Genomic DNA, 18,793 nt, shown 5'->3' with positions numbered 1-18,793 from the left:
TCCTTGAATATCTTTTAATTGCGCCGTGGCCGCCGGCAACGTCGTTTTGATGGTCACTGTCTCCGCGACAGCTTTTGTGTTGCCGGCCACATCCACCGCCGTCACTGTGTAATTATGTTGTTCATCGGCCAGCGGTTTTTCAACCGTGACGCGCCAACGGCCTTGTGCATCCGCCGTTGTCACCAATTCTTGTCCCGCAATCTGGAGGGTCACGGTGCTGTTCGCCTCGGTTTGACCGGCGAATGTCGGGGTGTTGTGCTTGGTCAGCTTGTCACCCAGAATACTGCTGTCGCTGTGTTCCTCTAAGTTCACCGACAGGCTCTCTAATTGAGTATCAATAATTATTTTATTTTTTAAAATTAAAGGGTTACTACCATCAGCTGAGGCAGCGAGTTCATATTCATACACGCCGTCTTTTAACGGTTTAGTTATTTTTAATGACCAATGTCCTTCTTTATCCGCTGTAATTGGGTATTTTATACCATCCAAAATAAGATATGCCTGAGAATCAAGGGAAACGGTACCAATAAACGTTGGTTTATTATTATTTGTAATACCGTCATCTTTTTTCCCAGAGTCTGATTCTTCACTTAGTTTCCCTTGAATAAAAACTTGAGTTTTTGGCTTAATGACTATGGGGTTTTCGGGTGTTTTATTCGCAGGAGTACTAGATTCAGATGAAGTTGAAGATTTCGCTGGCATAGGTGGTGGTGATGGAGGTAATGCGGGATCGCTCACACTCTCTTTTTTACTTTTCTCTGATTTAATTTGTTCTTTTAATTGGGCTTTTGCTTCGGATAATTTTGTCAATGAAGAGCTTAATTGCTCTTCTTGTTTCTCAGTCTGGGACTCTAAGGCTTGAACCTCTTTTGCTAATTTTTGATTTTCTTGATTTAACTCTGCTAGCTTTTCTGCAAACTGTTTTTCTTCATCATCTTCATCTTTTTTAGTATCTATATCTTCAGCGAGTTCGACCGTTTCACTGATAAATTGTTCTTTGAGGTAGATTGCATCAGCACCAATATTCATCGTTATCGATGATAAAATTTCATCTTGCGATAATACGTAACCTTGCTCAGTTAATAAAACTATATCCCCTAAAATAATTTCAGAAAGCCCATTTTCTATTTTTTCGACTGTTCCATTCGGGGTTGTAACAATTAAATCAAGCCCCTGAACCTTAAATTTTTTGATCGTTATGTTATTTGATTCAACTGATTTTATTATATTCGTCATATTATTAAACTATTATTTAAAAAGTGAGTTCCTACGCTAATAGTAATTAGCATCGATTAATAAACCGCATTATATCGATTTTACTAAAAATAACATGAGCTCGAATATAGAGTGACCTCACATTCGTTATTTTTGGTCTTAAACTCTGATGAACTCAAATCAAACCTATTTATAATACACCCTCATAATATATTTAATAACTAAATGAAATTTTTATGTCAGAAGAAGAAGATTATGATGGTTCAGACGATGAGCTAGCACCTATGGTAGATGGATTAAGTGGAACACTCTGTATAATAATACTTGTTTCTATGGTTTTCATTTTTAGTGGCATGAAATCTGTCGAGCAATATATTAACTACGGTGAATTACGTTTTGAAAAAGTACAATTAGACTTAAAAAATAAACTTCTCAGTTTTAAGGGTGGTATTCATCTTTCGAATGATGAAACTAAGCTATTAAGTAAAGAATTTAAAGATAGCCCTGGGAATAAAATCATACTGAGTGGTTATATTGATAAAAAAATAAGTGGTAGTAAGGAGAAAAATACATATAACTTACTTTATATAACATCGTTAATTAAAAGTCTTGGAATCAATAAAGAAATTGTTCTACAACAAGGAGCAAGTGAACATTGCCCAGGTTGGAATTCATGTATCTATTGGGATTATAAATAAATGTATTATATCGGATTACTTTTTTATGCAATGACATTTCTTGCTTGTTTCTTCATACAAGCAGTACAAGAAATGGTTCAGCAATGCCTTTCATTAGCACCAGAGATAAGTTATACCATGATTGGTATTTATATTTATCCATTAATTATCTTTTTGTGCCATAAAGTATTCAAAAAAAATCAGTTAAGTCATTATGTATTTCTATCGAATCAGACCAAACTATCCGCATCCGTATCTGTTTCCTTAGGACTAATCGGTACCTTTATCGGATTGACAGGAATGATCACCGCTATTTCTGCATCATTATCTGGTGACGGAGATGTTTCTGAAAAAATGAATGCCATGATTTCATCTATATCTATGGCACTTAACTCAATGTCCTTTGCATTCTTAACCTCTATCCTTGGGGTTTCTGTTTCTGTTTTACTCTTAGTAAGTTTGAATTTCTTTAATTTTTTCTATCAAAAAGAAAATAAGAAATCTAAGGCAAAAACATCAACAATACACACCGAAGAATTAAATAAAATTCAAGAAACACTTTCAAACTTACAGGATGTCAATATCAATATCGCACAGAAAATCGTGTCTATTCCTGAAAATAATGAATTAACAAACCAAATCACTACGCATCTCTTAACCTTATCTACGACAGCACAAGAAAATTTAACTGTTTTACGATCAATCAAAAATGCAGATGATGACTGGAAAATAAAATTAAACGCTTATTTATTAAAAGAAAAAGTCAATAGAAAAGCTGACAATGAGAAAATATCAGCAGAAATATCAAAGATTAATCAAACCACTAAATGGCTAAAAGAAAAAACAATTGAAAGTCGAAAAAAACTATTAACCTTATTATCGATGGAGTAAAAAATGAGAACTATCCCCCTAGCGTTATGTTTATTTGCACCTTTATTATTACCTAATTATAGTTTTGCAACTGAAAAAGTTGAAAGCTTTCAATCCTTTATTAATCGTGTATTAGAAAATTCTAATCCTATCAAAGTGAAAGTATTAGAATTAGAAGCAGAAGGTTATCGAGCTAAACAAACTGATTATTTTTATCTTCCTAAAGTATCAGCATCAAGTAAAATTAAAAATAGTGATAACAGTATTAATAGTAATATCACTGCAACTTCAATGGTATATGACAGCACATTACGTCATCGATTTAATGAAAAAAACCTAAAACTACAGGTATCAAAACTTTCTCTGAACAAAGAAAAAGACGATCTTTATAGCACTATCACCAACAATCTTATTGGTATCCATTACCTTAGTGAACTAACAAAAACGACGGAAATTTTAAATAACAATGCAAAAGATATTTTTAGTTCAATTAATCGTCGCTATAAAAGCGGAGTTGCTAAATCTAGTGATGTAGAGCAAGCTTCATTATTAATGCAACGTATTGAAACAGAAAGAACAAATATAGAAAAAGAAATTGAACAATATAAATCCAATATTGAGCTTGCCTCTGGGATATCATTTCCGAAAGATGGCGTGCTAGTTCCACCAGCTCTCCTCAAAAATTTAAAATCGACGATTATTGATAGCGAGAATATTCAACAAAATATCGAATATAATATATTGAAAATGCAAGCGGATTCGATGAAAGAAAGTGCGTATCAACAAAATTCTTTCATTAACATTAATCTAATCGCAGAAGAACGATATCTTGATCAAACGAGAAACCGTAATGAATCCTATATCGGTATGGAGATGAAATTAAATATTTTTGATATGGATAAAAAACTCACTGAGTTATCACAATTTAAATCATATGAAGCAGCAAAAGAAAAAGCTGATTATAAATATAAAGAATCAACTGCAAAAATTAAAAATCTAAAGCTCATTGCTAATTCAAATGCGACTGAATTAGCTGGCTTACAAGAGCAACGAAATATCATGCATTCTATTATTAAAAGTCAGCAACGTGAATATGAAATATCGCAGTCCTCTTTCTATGAAATGGTTAATACTTTATTTGACATGTTAACTATTGAAAAGCGCATTGCAGAAATCATGATAGCAGATATGAAAAACAAAATGGAATATGTCCAATTAATTGGGAAGCTAGCCAAAATTGAAACGTCATCTTCATAAATTAAATCAGATATATAATAAGTTTATTTATTCATTTAAAATATTATATCAAAAACCGAATAAATTAGCGTTAATTACTAAAGAGCTATACAGAATACCTAAAAAAGTAAAAATTCTTTTTGGTATCACGTCGCTATTTATTGGTTATATCTTGTTAGCTGAAATTGAAGTCTCTTCCCCCGGAGAAGGTATTATCTCTGGGGTATCTAATCGATTAGAAATCGTGAGTCCAGCATCTGGCTTCATTAATCAATTTAGTATCAAAACCGGAGACAAAGTAGAAAAAGACCAAATTTTGTTTTCATATACGAATATAGATGTATTGCATCAAGAAAGAACACTAACAAATCTTGTTGAGTTTGCCAGTGAACGTATTGAAGAGCTAGAAGATAATAAAATTTTATTAAATAAGATCCTTGATGGAAGTATTAGTAATGAATCTGAATATTTTTCGATTGCAAAAAATTTGAAAAGTAAAACACTAAGTGCATACCGAGAACTATATGGCTACATTTTGTTAGGTATGGAAGTTACTAGCTTACGAGCTCAATATATTGCACAAATTAAAGAGTCTGCTGAATTAGAAAACCAAATTAACATTTTGAAGAAAAAAGGAAGTTTATTATCCACCGCACGAGCTCCTGAAATTGAAAAATTGAATAATAATTCTGAAATCAGTAGAACTATGTCACTGATTACAACAGGTGAATTGAATGGTCAGAGGATACTTAGAGAAATTGCATTATCTGAAAAAAAATATACCGCACGCCTTATTGGTGAAATACAAGAAAATGAAGATCAACTTAATCGCTTAAAAAAGGAGAAACTAGAAAATAGCGGACAAATGGAGTTACTAAGAAATAAAATCAGGGCTAATAGCGTATTATCGCCCATAGATGGAGTTGTTCTAAGTATAGAGAAAGACTTAGAAAAAGGTTCTTACGTTGAAGCCTCAAACTTAGTGATGGTAATTAAAAAACAGCAAAATAGCCGAGTTGTTGAAGGTAAAATATTGGCAAAATATCGTCCTTTTATCTCTCCTCAGCTACCTGTAAAAATAGTTGTGAACTCTCCCGGGTTTAAAAAAATTATTCGCGGTAAGGTCACCAAAATTAGTGCCGATTCTTTTACTGATCGTGAAAGGATGGGCCAAGAGCGCTTTTATTCGGTACAAGTGACTCCAGAACAAGATACTATTATTTCCGCTGACCATGATGGCTTGCCGGTTATGATCTATATATCAAGTAAAAAAATATCTGTTCTTAATTATTTAACCGCTCTAATTAGCGATAATATTACATTTAACGTTTGGTGATTATATGTTGGGTTTTATTTCAGCATTATCGGCAGCCGTCGCAACCATGACATTGTTGATGGCTGTATTACTTGCGAATGTATTAGCAAGTGCAATGGAAGTAGAAAAAAATAAAGACAAAGCTCTTTTAACGGGAATTAAAGAAAAAAATACGGATGAAACTGAGGAATTCAATAATAAAAATATCATGGCCAAGTCATTAACCTTTAGCCGTGAAGTTTTACAAGTTATTGATAATAAAAAAGTCAAATCTGTAGATATTTACTGCACCTACGGTAATAATATTTCCTTTGATTCCGCAATGACATATACCGTCTATAATACGATATTAATTAAACGAAACACGCCTAATGCTTCGATTAAAGCACTAAAGCCTGTCGAAGATAATGTGGGAGTTAATGCCTGCTTCCTAAAAGGTGAGGAATATGAAAGCAAGTAATTTTCATGATATTATTAATCAATACTTTAAAATATTAGGAGAGCCTTTTACGACTCCGGCGATCTCGTATGATAATAAATATATTCTAAATAACATCAATGAATTTATTGATAATGATTTTTTCACTTATCAATATATTCCCATCATTGATTTCAGTGAAAAAAAACTACCGTTACTCTTTATTATGGAGATAACAGATGGAAAATATATTATTATCAAAAATCAAAGTGGTCAGCTGACCAACTTAACAACCGATCTAACCATAACACCACAACTCATTGAAAGTAAAAATTTATTTTCATTTTCATCTAATGAAAAAACACTTAATGAAGATAGTATATACCAATCACTAATCAAACTAACACCAAAGTCTAGTTTATTTTCGTTACCTTTAATTGTATTTGCGCTACTACTTCCATTATATTCAAATCTCTTTAATTCTCGGTTAGTTTATAGCGAATCTGTAAGCTCTTTATTGTATATCAGTTTTATTTTTATTGTCGTCATTGGCTTAGAGTTTTTCATCAAACATATTATTAATGAACAAAATATAAAAAAAATAAAGCTTAATATCAGTATTTTTAATCGTTATTTTGTTAACTTATTAAAACAATCTAGCTGTAAAAGTGCCTCAATTAAGGTAAGAACAGCAGAAGCATCAATCTTACAGGTATGGGAAATTAAGCCACAAATTATTTATGATATTGGGTTAGCTATTTTATTTTCATTTTGTATTGTTGGCATGTTAGGTCTTTATTCATTATTGCTATTGAGCTATTACGCTGGGTTTATCTTTTTATGTCTGCACATCCGCTTTCTATCCTACAAAAATATGCTAAGAGCTAACACCTTAAACTATGAAAAATCAGCCATGTACTACTCGTTAGAACAAAAAAAACATGAGCTTTGTTTTGCCAGAGATGACTATTTTAAGCAGTACATCAGCATAAAAACCAATGAAGATGAAAAAATAAAATTAAAACTAAACGAGGCCAATCACCATTGGATGGAAATTATCAAAGTAAATACGTTTTTATCCATGATAGTAATGTACATAGCTAGCTATTTGGCTATCGGTGACGGAAGCTTAAGCTTAGCTTCTATTATCGCCGTAATGATCATTAATGGTCGACTTTCTGGTGCAATTACAAGTGCGATTAATCGCTTATTTATAGTAAAAACACATCTATTTCATATCAAATCCAGTATTGCTCAGTTAAAAAACAATCAGCTTATTCATTTCAAAGTAGATGGCATAACAACAGATTCAATAACACATTTTAGTGCAAAAAATCTTAGCGTTAGTATTCATGGTAAAACGATTATTAACCCGCTCAATATTGAAGCCAAACCCGGTGATGTCATCGGTATTACGGGTATTTCAGGAGTAGGAAAGACATCATTAATGAAAGCCTTATGTGGAACTTCAGAATACTCATCAGGGGATATTACAATCAATGGTATTGGTATCGATGAAATTTCCCAATCCTTTTTAACCGAAAAAATTGCCTACCATAATGGTATTTCAGCATTCATTCATGGCAGCATTCGTGACAATTTTAATTTCTACGGTGTATTCGATAACAGTATCATTGTTCGACTAACCAAATTATGTTGCCCGAATTTACTGATAAGTAAAGAAACATTAGACGATACACTCGTCACTGACATCGCCGCCTCTACCGGGGAAAAACAAAAGTTACAGCTCGTCCTTGCTCTATTAAAACAACCTGACATGCTATTTTTAGATGAATCAACATCATTTATGGCAACCTCTGATGCACTCTCATTCTTACAATTAATGAAACAAGAGTTTGAATTAGATAAATCAATTATTTTCTTGTCTACTCATGACTTAGGGTTAGCCTCATTTTTTACTACACATATTGAATTATCACCGGGTCACGCTAAACGCATTAGCTCCCCACAGCATCACAATGAAATTGTTATTCCTAAAATTAATTTAAGCTAATAAAGAAAAACGCCCACTTGATTGTGGGCGCTTTGATGACGTTTAATTCAATGAATTTAACTTTGGTGTGTTTTTATAAACCGTATTACAAGAACATAAAGAACACCATACCAACAATTGCCCCTGTCGTGCCAAGAATAGTTTCCATTACCGTCCATGTTTTTAACGTTTGTGCTTCTGTCGCACCAGTAAACTTGCCATATAGCCAAAAACCGGAGTCATTCACATGGCTTAAGATCAATGAACCGCCAGAGATACAAATCGCTAAAGCCGCCAGCTGTGCTCCTGAGTAACCTAGCTCACTGATAACTGGGAGTACTAAGCCTACTGCGGTTAAACATGCAACCGTTGCAGAGCCTTGAATAACACGTACTGCTCCTGCTAATACAAAGCAAGCAACCGCAATCGGTAAACCAGCACCAATTAAAGAATCACCTAGCGCAGGGCCAACACCTGAATCCACTAAAATTTGTTTAAATACGCCACCAGCACCCGTTACCAGTAAAATGATCCCAGCGGGTTGAATCGCTGCAGAACAAATCGCCATGACTTTTTCTTTATCCATACCATAACGGAAACCTAGGCCATAAATCGCCAGTAAACACGCTAACAGTAATGCGGTGAAAGGGTGACCGATAAACTCTAACCAATGCTCAAGCGTGGTTCCTTTTTCAACTAAATGTGTTCCGATGGTTTTTAAACCCACTAATACCAATGGGAAAAGCACTAAACACAAGCTAAATCCAAAGCTTGGCATTCTGCCATGTTCTGTATTTGGCGCTTGATAATCCGCTGGAATATCAATATGAACAAAGTTACTGATAAATTTACCAAATAAAGGTCCCGCTAAAATCATGCCAGGGATAGCAGCACATAGCCCAATTAAAATCATCCAGCCATAATCTGCACCCATTTGTGATGCAACCAACATTGGTGTTGGCCCCGGTAATAAGAACGCAGCCGCAGCGGCAACCCCTGCAAATAATGGGATAGCAAGGCGAACAACGTTATGGCCAGTGCGGTTCGCTACCGCAAACACCACACCGATTAACAAAACAATCGCCACATCAAAGAAAAGTGGTAGAGCACAAATCAACCCTGCGACACCCACTGCATAATGCGCATTTTTTTCACCAAACAGATTCAGTAGCTTATTCGCAATCTGATCTAAAGCACCTGTTTCATGCAGAATTTTACCGAACATTGCTCCGAGAGCGACTACGATAGCAAGGAATCCTAAGGTTCCCGCCATGCCTTTTTGCATGGTTTCAGTGATCTGTTGTACTGGCATACCTGAAAACAAACCCGCACCAATAGAAACGATCATGAGCGCGACAAATGCGTGTAAACGAGCATACATCACTAAAAAGAGCAGTAAAACAACCGAGCCAACCGCCGTCAGCACGAGCGTTAACGTGCTTAATGTTTCTGGGGTATTCATTAGTTATCTCCAGCGACAATCTTACGAATAGTAGAACACGTATTTTCAATCACGTTTTCTAAGGATGGGCGAATATCAACAACCTGCACATCAAGTTCATCCGCGCCAGGTTCTTGCAAGGCATCAAATTGCGATTTCAGCATTTCAGGCTTAAAGAAATGACCTTTACGTGCTTTCAATCTTTCTTCAATAACAACCGCATCACCTTTTAGGTAAATAAAATAGAGGTTGTGGTTCCCCTCTCTTAAGATATCTCGATAGCTTTTTTTCAATGCGGAACTCACCACCAGAGATACCCTATTTGTTCTTTGCATTGCAAAAATGGCATTGTTCAATGCAACTAACCAAGGTTTACGGTCATCATCATTTAATGCATGACCCGATGCCATTTTTAAAATATTTGATTTAGGGTGAAGAAAGTCACCATCAAGGAAGGCAGCTTGCAGTTGCTGTGCGACACCTGTAGCAACAGCAGACTTACCACTACCCGATACCCCCATTAGTACAAATGTATAGTTTTGTTTTTGGGTATCATTCATAGGAAACTCCTCAGATATTCACTATTGTCCTGGCTTTAGTTAAAAACCGGCATTTGTTACCGGTAACAAGTTACGGGTAACATTATCATCAGTAGGGAATTATTTAGCAATTAAATTGGCGAAGAAAAAAGCAGATCTGTGATAGTTATCGCAATAATATAGAGGGTGCCAAGATATGAGTTTTTAATAATTTGAAGTTCAACAAATAAAGCTATCGTAAATAATTCACACTACGGCGCGAAGTATGACGGATAAAATTAGATACTTTCGCCAGTGAGGAGACTAAACCCCACATCAAAATGCGTCTCGACAAGCTTCTTACCAGACATTCTCGCCAACAAAACTTCCGCCGCCTTGCGCCCCATTTGGTCCCTTGGCGTCAAAATACTTGCCAGTTTTGGCGTCATCACTTGCCCTACGTCATGGCCATGAAAACCTGAAATAGCAAGGTCTTGTGGAATTTGAATCCCTAGACGTTGACACTCAAAAATCGCCCCTATCGCCAAGTCATCATTGGTACAAAATAAACCGTCGGTATCTGGGTATTTAGCGCGGCAATCGTGCAGTAGTTGGGCGCCTAGCGAATACGATGAGCTCGCTTGTGTCATCACATTACGAGGCTCAAGATTTGCATCGAGCATGGCCTGCTCATAACCCTTTAAACGAATAAAAGTACGCTCATCATGCCTTGCCCCTAAATACACAACTTTACGGCAGCCACGCTCAATCATCGCTTGGGTCATTTGGCGGGAAGCTTCAAAGTTATCGATACCCACTGCGATATCTAGGCAAGGTGAAACGCTATCCATAATCTCAACAACGGGGATCCCCGCAGTTTTCAGCATACGTAACGTGCGTTCAGTATGTGTTCGTTCGGCTAAAATCACACCATCAATATTATAAGAAAGTAGCGAGGTCAGCCGCTCTTCTTCTTTTTCTGCTAAATAACCATAGTGAGCGAGCATGGTTTGGTAACCATGACGGTCCGTCACCGCTTCAATTCCACGGATCACTTCGGCAAAAACTTGGTTAGTTAAAGATGGGAGCAATACCCCAATAGCATGACTGGTTGAATTCGATAAAATATCGGGCGCCTTATTCGGAATATACCCGGAAGCCTCCACCGCTTGAGCAATTTTATCACGCAAAGCTTCTGAAACCTGCTCTGGGTTTCGTAAAAAACGGCTCACCGTCATTTTTGTGACGCCAACTTGGTCGGCAACATCCTGCAGAGAAGGTCTTTTTTTCTTCATAAGTTCAAAGCGATATCCAATTCGTTAACGATAACTATGTTCTGCTATCTATTAATGGATAGCAATCTTTGTTACTGATTTACATCACATAAACATCGAATTTTCTGAGCACGGCAACTTTTATAGTTGACTCTCTATCATGACTCCGCTAATTTTCGCGTTATATAATTAATATCATAACGAAGCAATAAAATTAGATTATGGCAATCAATCGTAGGCAGTTCCTTAAATCCAGTGCAGCACTGGCTATTTTTTACAGCTTGCCGAGCTTTGCACAAACTCGCCTAGCCGTCGAAGCGGCCATATTTGGAAAACTCCCAGCACCAGAAAATATTCACCGAGTCATCAGTTCAGGTCCTCCTTCCGACTTACTGATGTTCGCATTAGCTCCTGAAAAGATGGTGGGTTTCGCCTCTATTTCGCTGAAAAAAGGGCAAACCGGCCTTTTTGCACCACAATGGCTTGAGCTGCCTGTTTATGGCCGCTTAGCAGGCCGTGGGAGCACCCTTTCTCTTGAGCAACTGCTGTCTTATAGCCCAGATTTGATCATTGATACTGGAAACATTGACGAAACTTATCGCTCACAAGCGGAAAAGGTCGCCAAACAAACTCATGTACCTTATTTATTAATCGCCGGCGGGTTAAAAGATTCACCTCAACAACTTACACAACTAGGTGAAATATTAGGCGTTATCCCGCAGGCTCAAACATTGAGCCAACTCGCTCAACGCTATATTAATGATGCCACTTTATTTGCCAATCAAAACCAACAAAAATCGCTGAGTTTTTACCTTGCAAGAGGAGCAAAAGGTTTAGAAACTGGCGCTAAAGGCTCAATTCATACTGAAGCGATTGAAATGCTCGGGTTACGTAATGTGGTTGATATTCCTAATTTCCATGGTCTGACTACGGTTTCTATGGAGCAATTATATCAATGGAACCCTGACATCATTATAACTCAATATGACGAATCCATTGAATTAATGACAAATTCCGCATTATGGAGAGGCCTTGATGCCATTGCCAACAACCAATTATTACTATTTAGTGGCATGCCATTTGGTTGGTTAGATGGGCCTCCAGGGGTTAACCGCCTATTGGGAATGAGACGCCTACAAAGCCATTTTGATAAAAATATTGCTGCGAATATTAAGCATGATATCGCTGAGTTTTTTACTCATTTCTACCATTCATCATTAACGGCACAGCAAGTTGAGTTGCTCATGGAAAAATCATGAATGATGTACTGAGACAAGGGAGAAGATCCTTTTTATTAATCATCATTTTATTAATAAGTTTTATTATCGCCTTAATAAGTGGTAAGTACTCACTTACATTCAATGAGCTTTATCATCTATTTGTCAGCCAGTTATCTTCTCATAACGAGTTGAGCAACCCGCGCCATAAAACCATTTTCTGGCAAATACGATTTCCTCGCACGTTAGCCGCTATTGTCATTGGTGGAGGTCTGGCTATTGCAGGAGCAGCTTACCAAGGTATGTTCCGTAACCCATTAGTTTCTCCTGATATTTTAGGTGTTTCTGCCGGTGCTGGCGTGGGTGCTGTTATCGGTATTTTCTTTGGCCAATCCTTATTTTACATTCAACTGAGCGCATTTATTGGTGGGCTAATCACCGTCTCCTTAGTCTGTTTTATTGCTCGATTAGCGCGGCAGCATGATCCTATTTTATCCTTGGTGCTGGTCGGTGTTGCCATCAGTGCACTATGTGGTTCTGCCATCTCCTTAATGAAAATTCTTGCCGATCCCTACACTCAACTGCCTTCCATCACATTTTGGTTGTTAGGTGGATTGTCATCGATTACCCAAGCTGACTTAGTCTCCGTGTTACCGATGATGGTTATCGGTATTATTCCGTTATTATTATTACGCTGGCGAATGAATTTACTCAGTTTATCGGATGAAGAAGCCAAAAGCCTTGGGATCAACGTCAGTTTAACCCGTGCTATCTTCATTGTTTGTGCCACCTTACTCACGGCAAGTGCGGTTTCTATTGCGGGAATTATTGGCTGGATAGGCTTGATTGTGCCACATATCACTCGAATGATAGTGGGCGCTAACTTTCGCTATCAGCTCCCTGCATCACTGGCAATTGGTGCTATTTTATTACTCATTACAGATACCTTAGCACGGACTATTGCGGCAATTGAATTACCCATAGGCATTTTAACCTCCGCAATTGGCGCCCCCTTCTTTTTGGCTATTTTGTTACAGACAAGGCGGGTGAAATGAGTATTTTGTCTTTGCAAGAGGTCGCTATTGGTTATCATGGCATATCAATCATTGACGGTATTAATCTTTCGTTACCTAAAGGTGAGATTAGCTGCTTATTAGGCGCCAATGGCTGCGGTAAAACCACTTTAATGAAAACTTTACTGGGACTATTACCGGCAATTAAAGGTAAGGTATGGCTCAATGGGCAAGAGATTAAGAACCTTAAACCACGCGAAATCGCCAAAACTGTCGCCTATGTTCCCCAAGCTCATGATACCCCCTTTACCTTCACGGTACTTGATATGGTTATGATGGGCTTAACACCGCATATTTCATTATTTTCGGTTCCTAAAGAAACAGAAAAAAATTTAGCCTATCAACAACTCAAGCATCTGAATATCTCACATTTAGCATCACGCCTATACAGCACGCTTAGTGGAGGAGAAAAGCAATTAGTATTGATAGCAAGGGCTTTAATACAAAAACCATTACTTCTAATTATGGATGAACCTGCCGCTAGCCTTGATTTTGGTAATCAAATTCGCCTACTTGAGCAAATAGAAAAATTAAAATCTCGCGGTATGACAATTTTGATGTCAACTCACCATCCACAGCATGCCGCTGCTATCGCTGATAATGTTATTTTGCTCGATAAGCACCACAAAGCAAGGCAAGGGTTATCTAAATGTATGTTAACACTTACTAACTTAGCAGCCCTCTATAATGTGGATAAACATAGCATTCAATCTCACTTTCAGTTTCCATCAGCGTTTTCTAGTTAAGGTCAGAAGCCATGTTAATCAATCAAATCGATTTTGCAAAAATGTACCAGCAACATATGCAACAAGCTCAACGAAGCCGTAAAGAACCGGAACATTGGGATAAAAAAGCACAACAAATGGCGCAAACTTGCGCTAACCCCAATGACCCATATTTAGTCCAGTTTCGCAAATTAATGGATTTAACAGGTGCTGAAACACTGCTTGATGTGGGCTGCGGCCCTGGCTCCATCAGTCTGTGTCTTGCGAATGAATTCAAAGATGTTATTGGTATTGATTATAGTCGTGGCATGCTTGAGATGGCTGAACTGCGCGCAAAAGAACTCGCTATTCACCATGCACGCTTTGAAGTACTCGCATGGGAAGATGATTGGAGTTCATTGCCAAAAGTGGATATTTCAGTGGCATCGCGTTCAACACTCGTTGATGATTTAAAAGCCGCTTTACTCAAGCTCAATCGCCAAACAAAATTACGGGTTTACACCACTCATACCATCAACCCAACATTTATTGATGAACACATTATTCGCAAGATAGGCCGCGAAGTTATTCGTTTGCCAACCTACATTTACGCCGTGAATATTTTGCATCAAATGGGCATTAATGCGCGCGTTGATTTTATCAAAAGTCCTAAGAAAGGTGGGTTTGATAGCTTTGACACTTTCGCTGACAGCGTCAATTGGTCTCTTAAAAATATCACACCAGAAGAAACCGCTATCTTACGTAAGTACTATGATGAACAAACGGCTTTAGGTAAAACAATTCCTTATCCATCCAGAGATTGGGCGATGGTATCTTGGGATGTGGTTGATGAATCGGAACTGACATTATGATTTACCTACCCGATACATTAATCGACCAACTACTGCTAGATGACATTCAATACGGTGACCTCACCACACGGGCACTCGGCTTGCACTCTCAAATGGGTGTAATAACCTTTACATCCAAATTCGGAGGTTGTATCAGTGGGCTGAATATCGCCAAACGCATGCTAGAGAAGCTGGGGATCTCTTGTGATTGCCACTTTCAAGATGGCCAACTTGTTGAGCCGCAAAGTGTTTTAATTTCTGCCACTGGGCCGATTGAAGCCTTGCATCAAGGCTGGAAAGCGGTGCAAAACGTGCTTGAATGGTGTAGTGGTGTCAGCCACTACACCCAGCAAATGGTCAGTATTTTGCGCCAATATCAACCGGATGGGCAGCTTGCGTGTACTCGAAAAACTATTCCTCATACCAAGCCTCTTGCCTTAACTGCGATTTTGGCAGGGGGCGCTATTATTCATCGAGCGGGTAGCGCAGAAAGCATTTTACTGTTCACCAACCATCGTCAATGCCTTGAAAATCCAGATGATTGGGCAAGCCATATAAAAACACTGCGCCAAGCGGCCCCAGAAAAAATGATTATTGTTGAGGCAGATGATTACGAGCAGGCCATTCTTGCCATCAATGCACAAGCCGATATTGTACAACTCGATAAACTACCCATTGAACAAATTCAGCAACTACAAGAACACACCAAGCAGCAAAACCGACCTTGTCGGTTATCCATTGCTGGTGGAATTAATTTAAAAACAATAGAAGCATTCGCGCAAACTGGTGTGCCACTCTTAGTTACATCAGCGCCTTACTACGCCGCACCCCGAGATATAAAAGTGAAGATCTTTAAGCAGTAAGCTAAGAAGTTAGCGTCAGAAAAACCGTTCGTAAAAACAGCCTACCCCGTAGGCTGCATCCACCTATGATTAATGACGCATATCGTTGTATAAAAAATAATATATCGTTATTTACAAAACTGGAAAGACATAATGAAAATAAAACAAATTACCTATTGGATTGGGATGGCTTTATTCACGACACAGGGCTACGCAGCCTCACCTAACACTGAAAAAAATACCGATGTGATGTCCGTTTGGAGCACCCCGCTTGCCGCTGATGCTAACATCATCACAGAAAACCAAATGAAGCAGTTGAATAAAACAAACGTCGCACAGGCGCTGAGTACCATGCCAGGAGTTTCTATTCAAAAATCAGGAAACCGCAATGAAACTCAAGTCAATGTACGTGGTTTTGATAGCCGCCAAGTACCTATTTTCTTTGATGGTATTCCAACTTACGTGCCTTATGACGGTACGCTAGACCTTGGCCGCTTTATGACTAGCGAGCTAGCCAGCGTAGAGCTATCTACCGGCTATACCTCTCTATTACAAGGCCCGAACCTGATGGGCGGGGCTATCAACTTAACCACCGCCACGCCTCAAAAACCCTTTGAAGCCAATATTAGCTTAAACCAAGGTTTTGCTCGCGGTGCAGATAACGCCCACAATATCAGCGCACGTTTAGGGGGGCGTAACGATCTCGGCTTTATTCAAGTCAGTGGCAGTCAATATAAGCAGCGCTTTATGGGAATACCGGGCTCAGAAAATAATAACCCATTAGCGGGTAATAATGGCCGTCGCCCGAATTCAGCAACTGATGACAAACGTATGATGGTGAAAGTAGGCTGGACACCACGAGAAGCAGATGAATACGTCGTGACTTATTTAAAACAAGAGGGTGATAAAAATAGTCCACCTAGCGTAACGAATAAAAAACAACAAATTTGGCAGTGGCCTGCTTATGATAAAGAAAGCATTTATTTCAACGGTACAACCCAAGTCACCGACGATATCGCCTTACAGAGTCGCCTATACCACGATACGTTCAAAAATACGCTTCATCAGTATAAATCTGTCAAAGATTACGAAAAAGGCCTTTATAACTACAGCCGTTACGATGATTACAGTAACGGTGCTGACATGCGTGTTGACTTCACCGTGCGTGAATTAGATATGCTGTCATTTGCTGCACACTGGAAAGAAGATGTCCACCGTGCACGCGCCAAAAGAGATGTCCCATTCGACCGCTATAAAGATAATACCTATTCTATTGCTACCGAATATCAATGGGTTGCCATGGATAACTTAGATATTATTGGTGGTATTGGCTATGACTGGCGCAAAAGTGCTGACGGTAAGCGCTATGATTACAAATCTGGTGATTTTGAAAAATACGATGGCAATAGCCAACATGCGTTCAACTGGGAAGTCATGGCTCGCTATCATTTAGAAAATAAAGATACCGTTCAATTTTCTATATCAGAAAGAAGCCGTTTCCCAACGCAAAAAGAGCGTTATACCAAAGAAAAAATGAAAAGTGACGACACATTCGTCATTAACCCACATATCGATACTGAGCGTGCTCTTACCTATGATTTGACTTACAAGGGACATATCTCACCCACTTGGTCATATACTTCAAGTCTCTATTATAACCATGTAACTGATGCCATTATGGCGCATCGTGTCGGTACTAATCAGGATGGAGGTTATATACTCGAAAATCGTAACAGCGGCAAAGTTGACTACTTTGGCATTGATTTAGGGACTAACGGGCAAATTACCGATTGGTTGGAAGCGGGTTTAAGTTACGGCTACATTCATGCTGATCCAAAACACTACAGCGTTAAACATGTTGCTGAATTACCTACCCACAAAGCCTTCGCTTGGGTGAAATTTACCCCTTATGAGCCATTTAGCATCACTGTAACCGAAGAAGCAAGAAGCTGGGCCTTTAATTATGTCGATGCAGATAGCAAAGTGCGTGGATATGCTAAAACTGACCTACGTTTAGATTATGACTTTGGACAAGGAATATCTGTTAATACATCAGTTAATAACTTATTCGATAAGTCATATGAATATACTAATGGGTATATCGAAGAAGGTCGTAATTATTGGTTAGGTATTGAATATAAATACTAATCTAAATATATTAGGCAATGACTTTAATCATTGCCTAATAATATATAAATAAAATAAGATTAATCTGTGCTCCTGCAAAAATAATAAACATTAACCCCATAAAGTAAGCTTTAGAGGGTGAGAAAAGAAGGTTGTAAATTAAAGGTAAGATAAGTCTTAATTGAAATCACATCAAATTAAAACTAAATCTTTCAATTAATTGTTCATCATGAGTTATGCATTTACAATACATTTGTTTAATATATGTTTCATTTTATCTGTTTATTTTTAAATAAAATTAAATATCATTTTTTATATTTCATTTATTATTCCCTATATTTTCTTTATTAGTTAAAAAATACTCAGCAAAGCTAAAATTTTTTGATAGCACCGCATTCATCTCTTGATTCTCAATAGTTCAAGAAACTGTGATAAACTTGTGTGCAGTAAACATTTGCATTTTTCAACGGGTGGGGTCAGTAAAATGGAAAAGATGAGTGAAAAAAAAGTTCTTGCGATGGCAGAACATATTTGCCAATCAAGAGGCGTCAGGTTGACACCACAGAGAGAAACGGTATTGAGCCTAATAGCACAACAGCATGGTGCGATCAGTGCTTATGATTTACTCGACTTACTACGTGAAATTGAACCTCAGGCTAAGCCACCTACCGTTTATCGTGGCCTTGAGTTCTTAATGGAGCAAGGTTTTATCCATAAAATCGAATCAACCAACAGCTATGTTGTTTGTCACCATTTTGATAACCCAAGCCATATCTCTGTTATGTTAATTTGCGACCAGTGCGGAAGCGTAACGGAAAGTGATTGCACAACGATAGAAGCCGCAATTATTAATTTGGCAGATGAACACCAATTCCGCTTAAGGCATACCGTAGTGGAAAACCATGGTTTATGTAAAAATTGCGACGAAGTGAATAGCTGCCAAGATCATGAACATTGTCATCATAACCACGAACAACCTGTAACCCCTAAGAAAAAGTAAATAGCCGGACTGCTAGATCGTT

Annotated in this window: 17 protein-coding genes; 13 read left to right on the top strand and 4 right to left on the bottom strand. The window is 37.9% G+C overall.

Going from position 1 to position 18,793, the window contains the following annotated elements:
* A partial coding sequence (locus PSE72_RS19435) for an Ig-like domain-containing protein (protein ID WP_272691110.1) occupies positions 1-1,236 on the bottom strand: 1,236 nt, incomplete at its 3' end.
* A gap of 215 nt (positions 1,237-1,451) precedes the next feature.
* Between PSE72_RS19435 and PSE72_RS19430 the strand changes: the two genes are divergently transcribed.
* Genes PSE72_RS19430 through PSE72_RS19405 form a run of 6 tightly spaced genes read left to right on the top strand, consistent with a single transcriptional unit; the run spans position 1,452 to position 7,745 of the window.
* Positions 1,452-1,913, top strand: coding sequence for a hypothetical protein (locus PSE72_RS19430; RefSeq protein ID WP_115166483.1), 462 nt, complete (start codon positions 1,452-1,454; stop codon positions 1,911-1,913).
* A complete protein-coding gene (locus PSE72_RS19425; RefSeq protein ID WP_217007872.1) occupies positions 1,914-2,783 on the top strand; it encodes a hypothetical protein in 870 nt (289 codons plus the stop codon). It abuts the gene before it with no gap.
* 3 nt (positions 2,784-2,786) lie between these two features.
* Positions 2,787-4,019, top strand: coding sequence for a TolC family protein (locus PSE72_RS19420; protein WP_272691109.1), 1,233 nt, complete (start codon positions 2,787-2,789; stop codon positions 4,017-4,019).
* Positions 4,000-5,334 (top strand): HlyD family efflux transporter periplasmic adaptor subunit, encoded by a 1,335-nt coding sequence (locus tag PSE72_RS19415; protein ID WP_238562827.1) that lies wholly within the window; start codon positions 4,000-4,002, stop codon positions 5,332-5,334. Before PSE72_RS19420 ends, PSE72_RS19415 begins: the two co-directional genes overlap by 20 nt.
* Positions 5,335-5,338: 4 nt before the next feature.
* Entirely contained in the window at positions 5,339-5,773 is a 435-nt protein-coding gene (locus PSE72_RS19410; protein WP_217007871.1) for a hypothetical protein, read from the top strand.
* Complete coding sequence (locus tag PSE72_RS19405; protein WP_115166481.1) at positions 5,760-7,745, top strand: ATP-binding cassette domain-containing protein; 1,986 nt, start codon at positions 5,760-5,762, stop codon at positions 7,743-7,745. Before PSE72_RS19410 ends, PSE72_RS19405 begins: the two co-directional genes overlap by 14 nt.
* Positions 7,746-7,830: 85 nt before the next feature.
* Here PSE72_RS19405 and gntU read toward each other — a convergent pair whose 3' ends face one another.
* From gntU to gntR, 3 genes are all read right to left on the bottom strand, one after another.
* Positions 7,831-9,186: a gluconate transporter gene (gene gntU, locus PSE72_RS19400; protein ID WP_004915184.1), complete on the bottom strand. Its 1,356-nt coding sequence runs from the start codon at positions 9,184-9,186 to the stop codon at positions 7,831-7,833.
* Positions 9,186-9,725 carry a gluconokinase gene (gene gntK, locus PSE72_RS19395; RefSeq protein ID WP_115166480.1) on the bottom strand — a complete coding sequence of 180 codons (540 nt, stop codon included), beginning with the start codon at positions 9,723-9,725 and terminating at the stop codon, positions 9,186-9,188. Before gntK ends, gntU begins: the two co-directional genes overlap by 1 nt.
* A gap of 257 nt (positions 9,726-9,982) precedes the next feature.
* On the bottom strand, positions 9,983-10,978 hold the full coding sequence (gene gntR, locus PSE72_RS19390; protein ID WP_109913062.1) for a gluconate operon transcriptional repressor GntR: 996 nt from the start codon (positions 10,976-10,978) through the stop codon (positions 9,983-9,985).
* A 200-nt stretch (positions 10,979-11,178) separates the two neighbouring features.
* On the opposite strand from gntR, the gene PSE72_RS19385 reads away from it, so the two are divergent.
* From PSE72_RS19385 to zur, 7 genes are all read left to right on the top strand, one after another.
* Positions 11,179-12,216 (top strand): ABC transporter substrate-binding protein, encoded by a 1,038-nt coding sequence (locus PSE72_RS19385; protein WP_115166479.1) that lies wholly within the window; start codon positions 11,179-11,181, stop codon positions 12,214-12,216.
* On the top strand, positions 12,213-13,229 hold the full coding sequence (locus PSE72_RS19380; protein WP_115166478.1) for a FecCD family ABC transporter permease: 1,017 nt from the start codon (positions 12,213-12,215) through the stop codon (positions 13,227-13,229). Before PSE72_RS19385 ends, PSE72_RS19380 begins: the two co-directional genes overlap by 4 nt.
* Positions 13,226-13,993, top strand: a complete 768-nt coding sequence (locus PSE72_RS19375; RefSeq protein ID WP_115166477.1) for an ABC transporter ATP-binding protein — start codon at positions 13,226-13,228, stop codon at positions 13,991-13,993. Before PSE72_RS19380 ends, PSE72_RS19375 begins: the two co-directional genes overlap by 4 nt.
* 11 nt (positions 13,994-14,004) lie before the next feature.
* Positions 14,005-14,823, top strand: coding sequence for a class I SAM-dependent methyltransferase (locus PSE72_RS19370; protein ID WP_115166476.1), 819 nt, complete (start codon positions 14,005-14,007; stop codon positions 14,821-14,823).
* Entirely contained in the window at positions 14,820-15,665 is an 846-nt protein-coding gene (gene modD, locus PSE72_RS19365; protein ID WP_115166475.1) for a ModD protein, read from the top strand. Before PSE72_RS19370 ends, modD begins: the two co-directional genes overlap by 4 nt.
* A 132-nt stretch (positions 15,666-15,797) precedes the next feature.
* Positions 15,798-17,792, top strand: a complete 1,995-nt coding sequence (locus tag PSE72_RS19360; RefSeq protein ID WP_004915208.1) for a TonB-dependent receptor plug domain-containing protein — start codon at positions 15,798-15,800, stop codon at positions 17,790-17,792.
* Between the two features lie 463 nt (positions 17,793-18,255).
* The gene (zur, locus tag PSE72_RS19355; protein WP_004915213.1) at positions 18,256-18,771 is read left to right on the top strand and encodes a zinc uptake transcriptional repressor Zur; all 516 of its coding nucleotides are present in this window, start codon (positions 18,256-18,258) and stop codon (positions 18,769-18,771) included.
* Positions 18,772-18,793: the final 22 nt, after the last annotated feature.

Source organism: Providencia sp. PROV116, from assembly GCF_028482485.1.
GTDB classification, from domain to species: Bacteria; Pseudomonadota; Gammaproteobacteria; order Enterobacterales; family Enterobacteriaceae; genus Providencia; species Providencia rettgeri.
The sequence above is the reverse complement of the archived record's forward strand: the minus strand, read 5'-3'. Positions and strand labels throughout refer to the sequence as shown.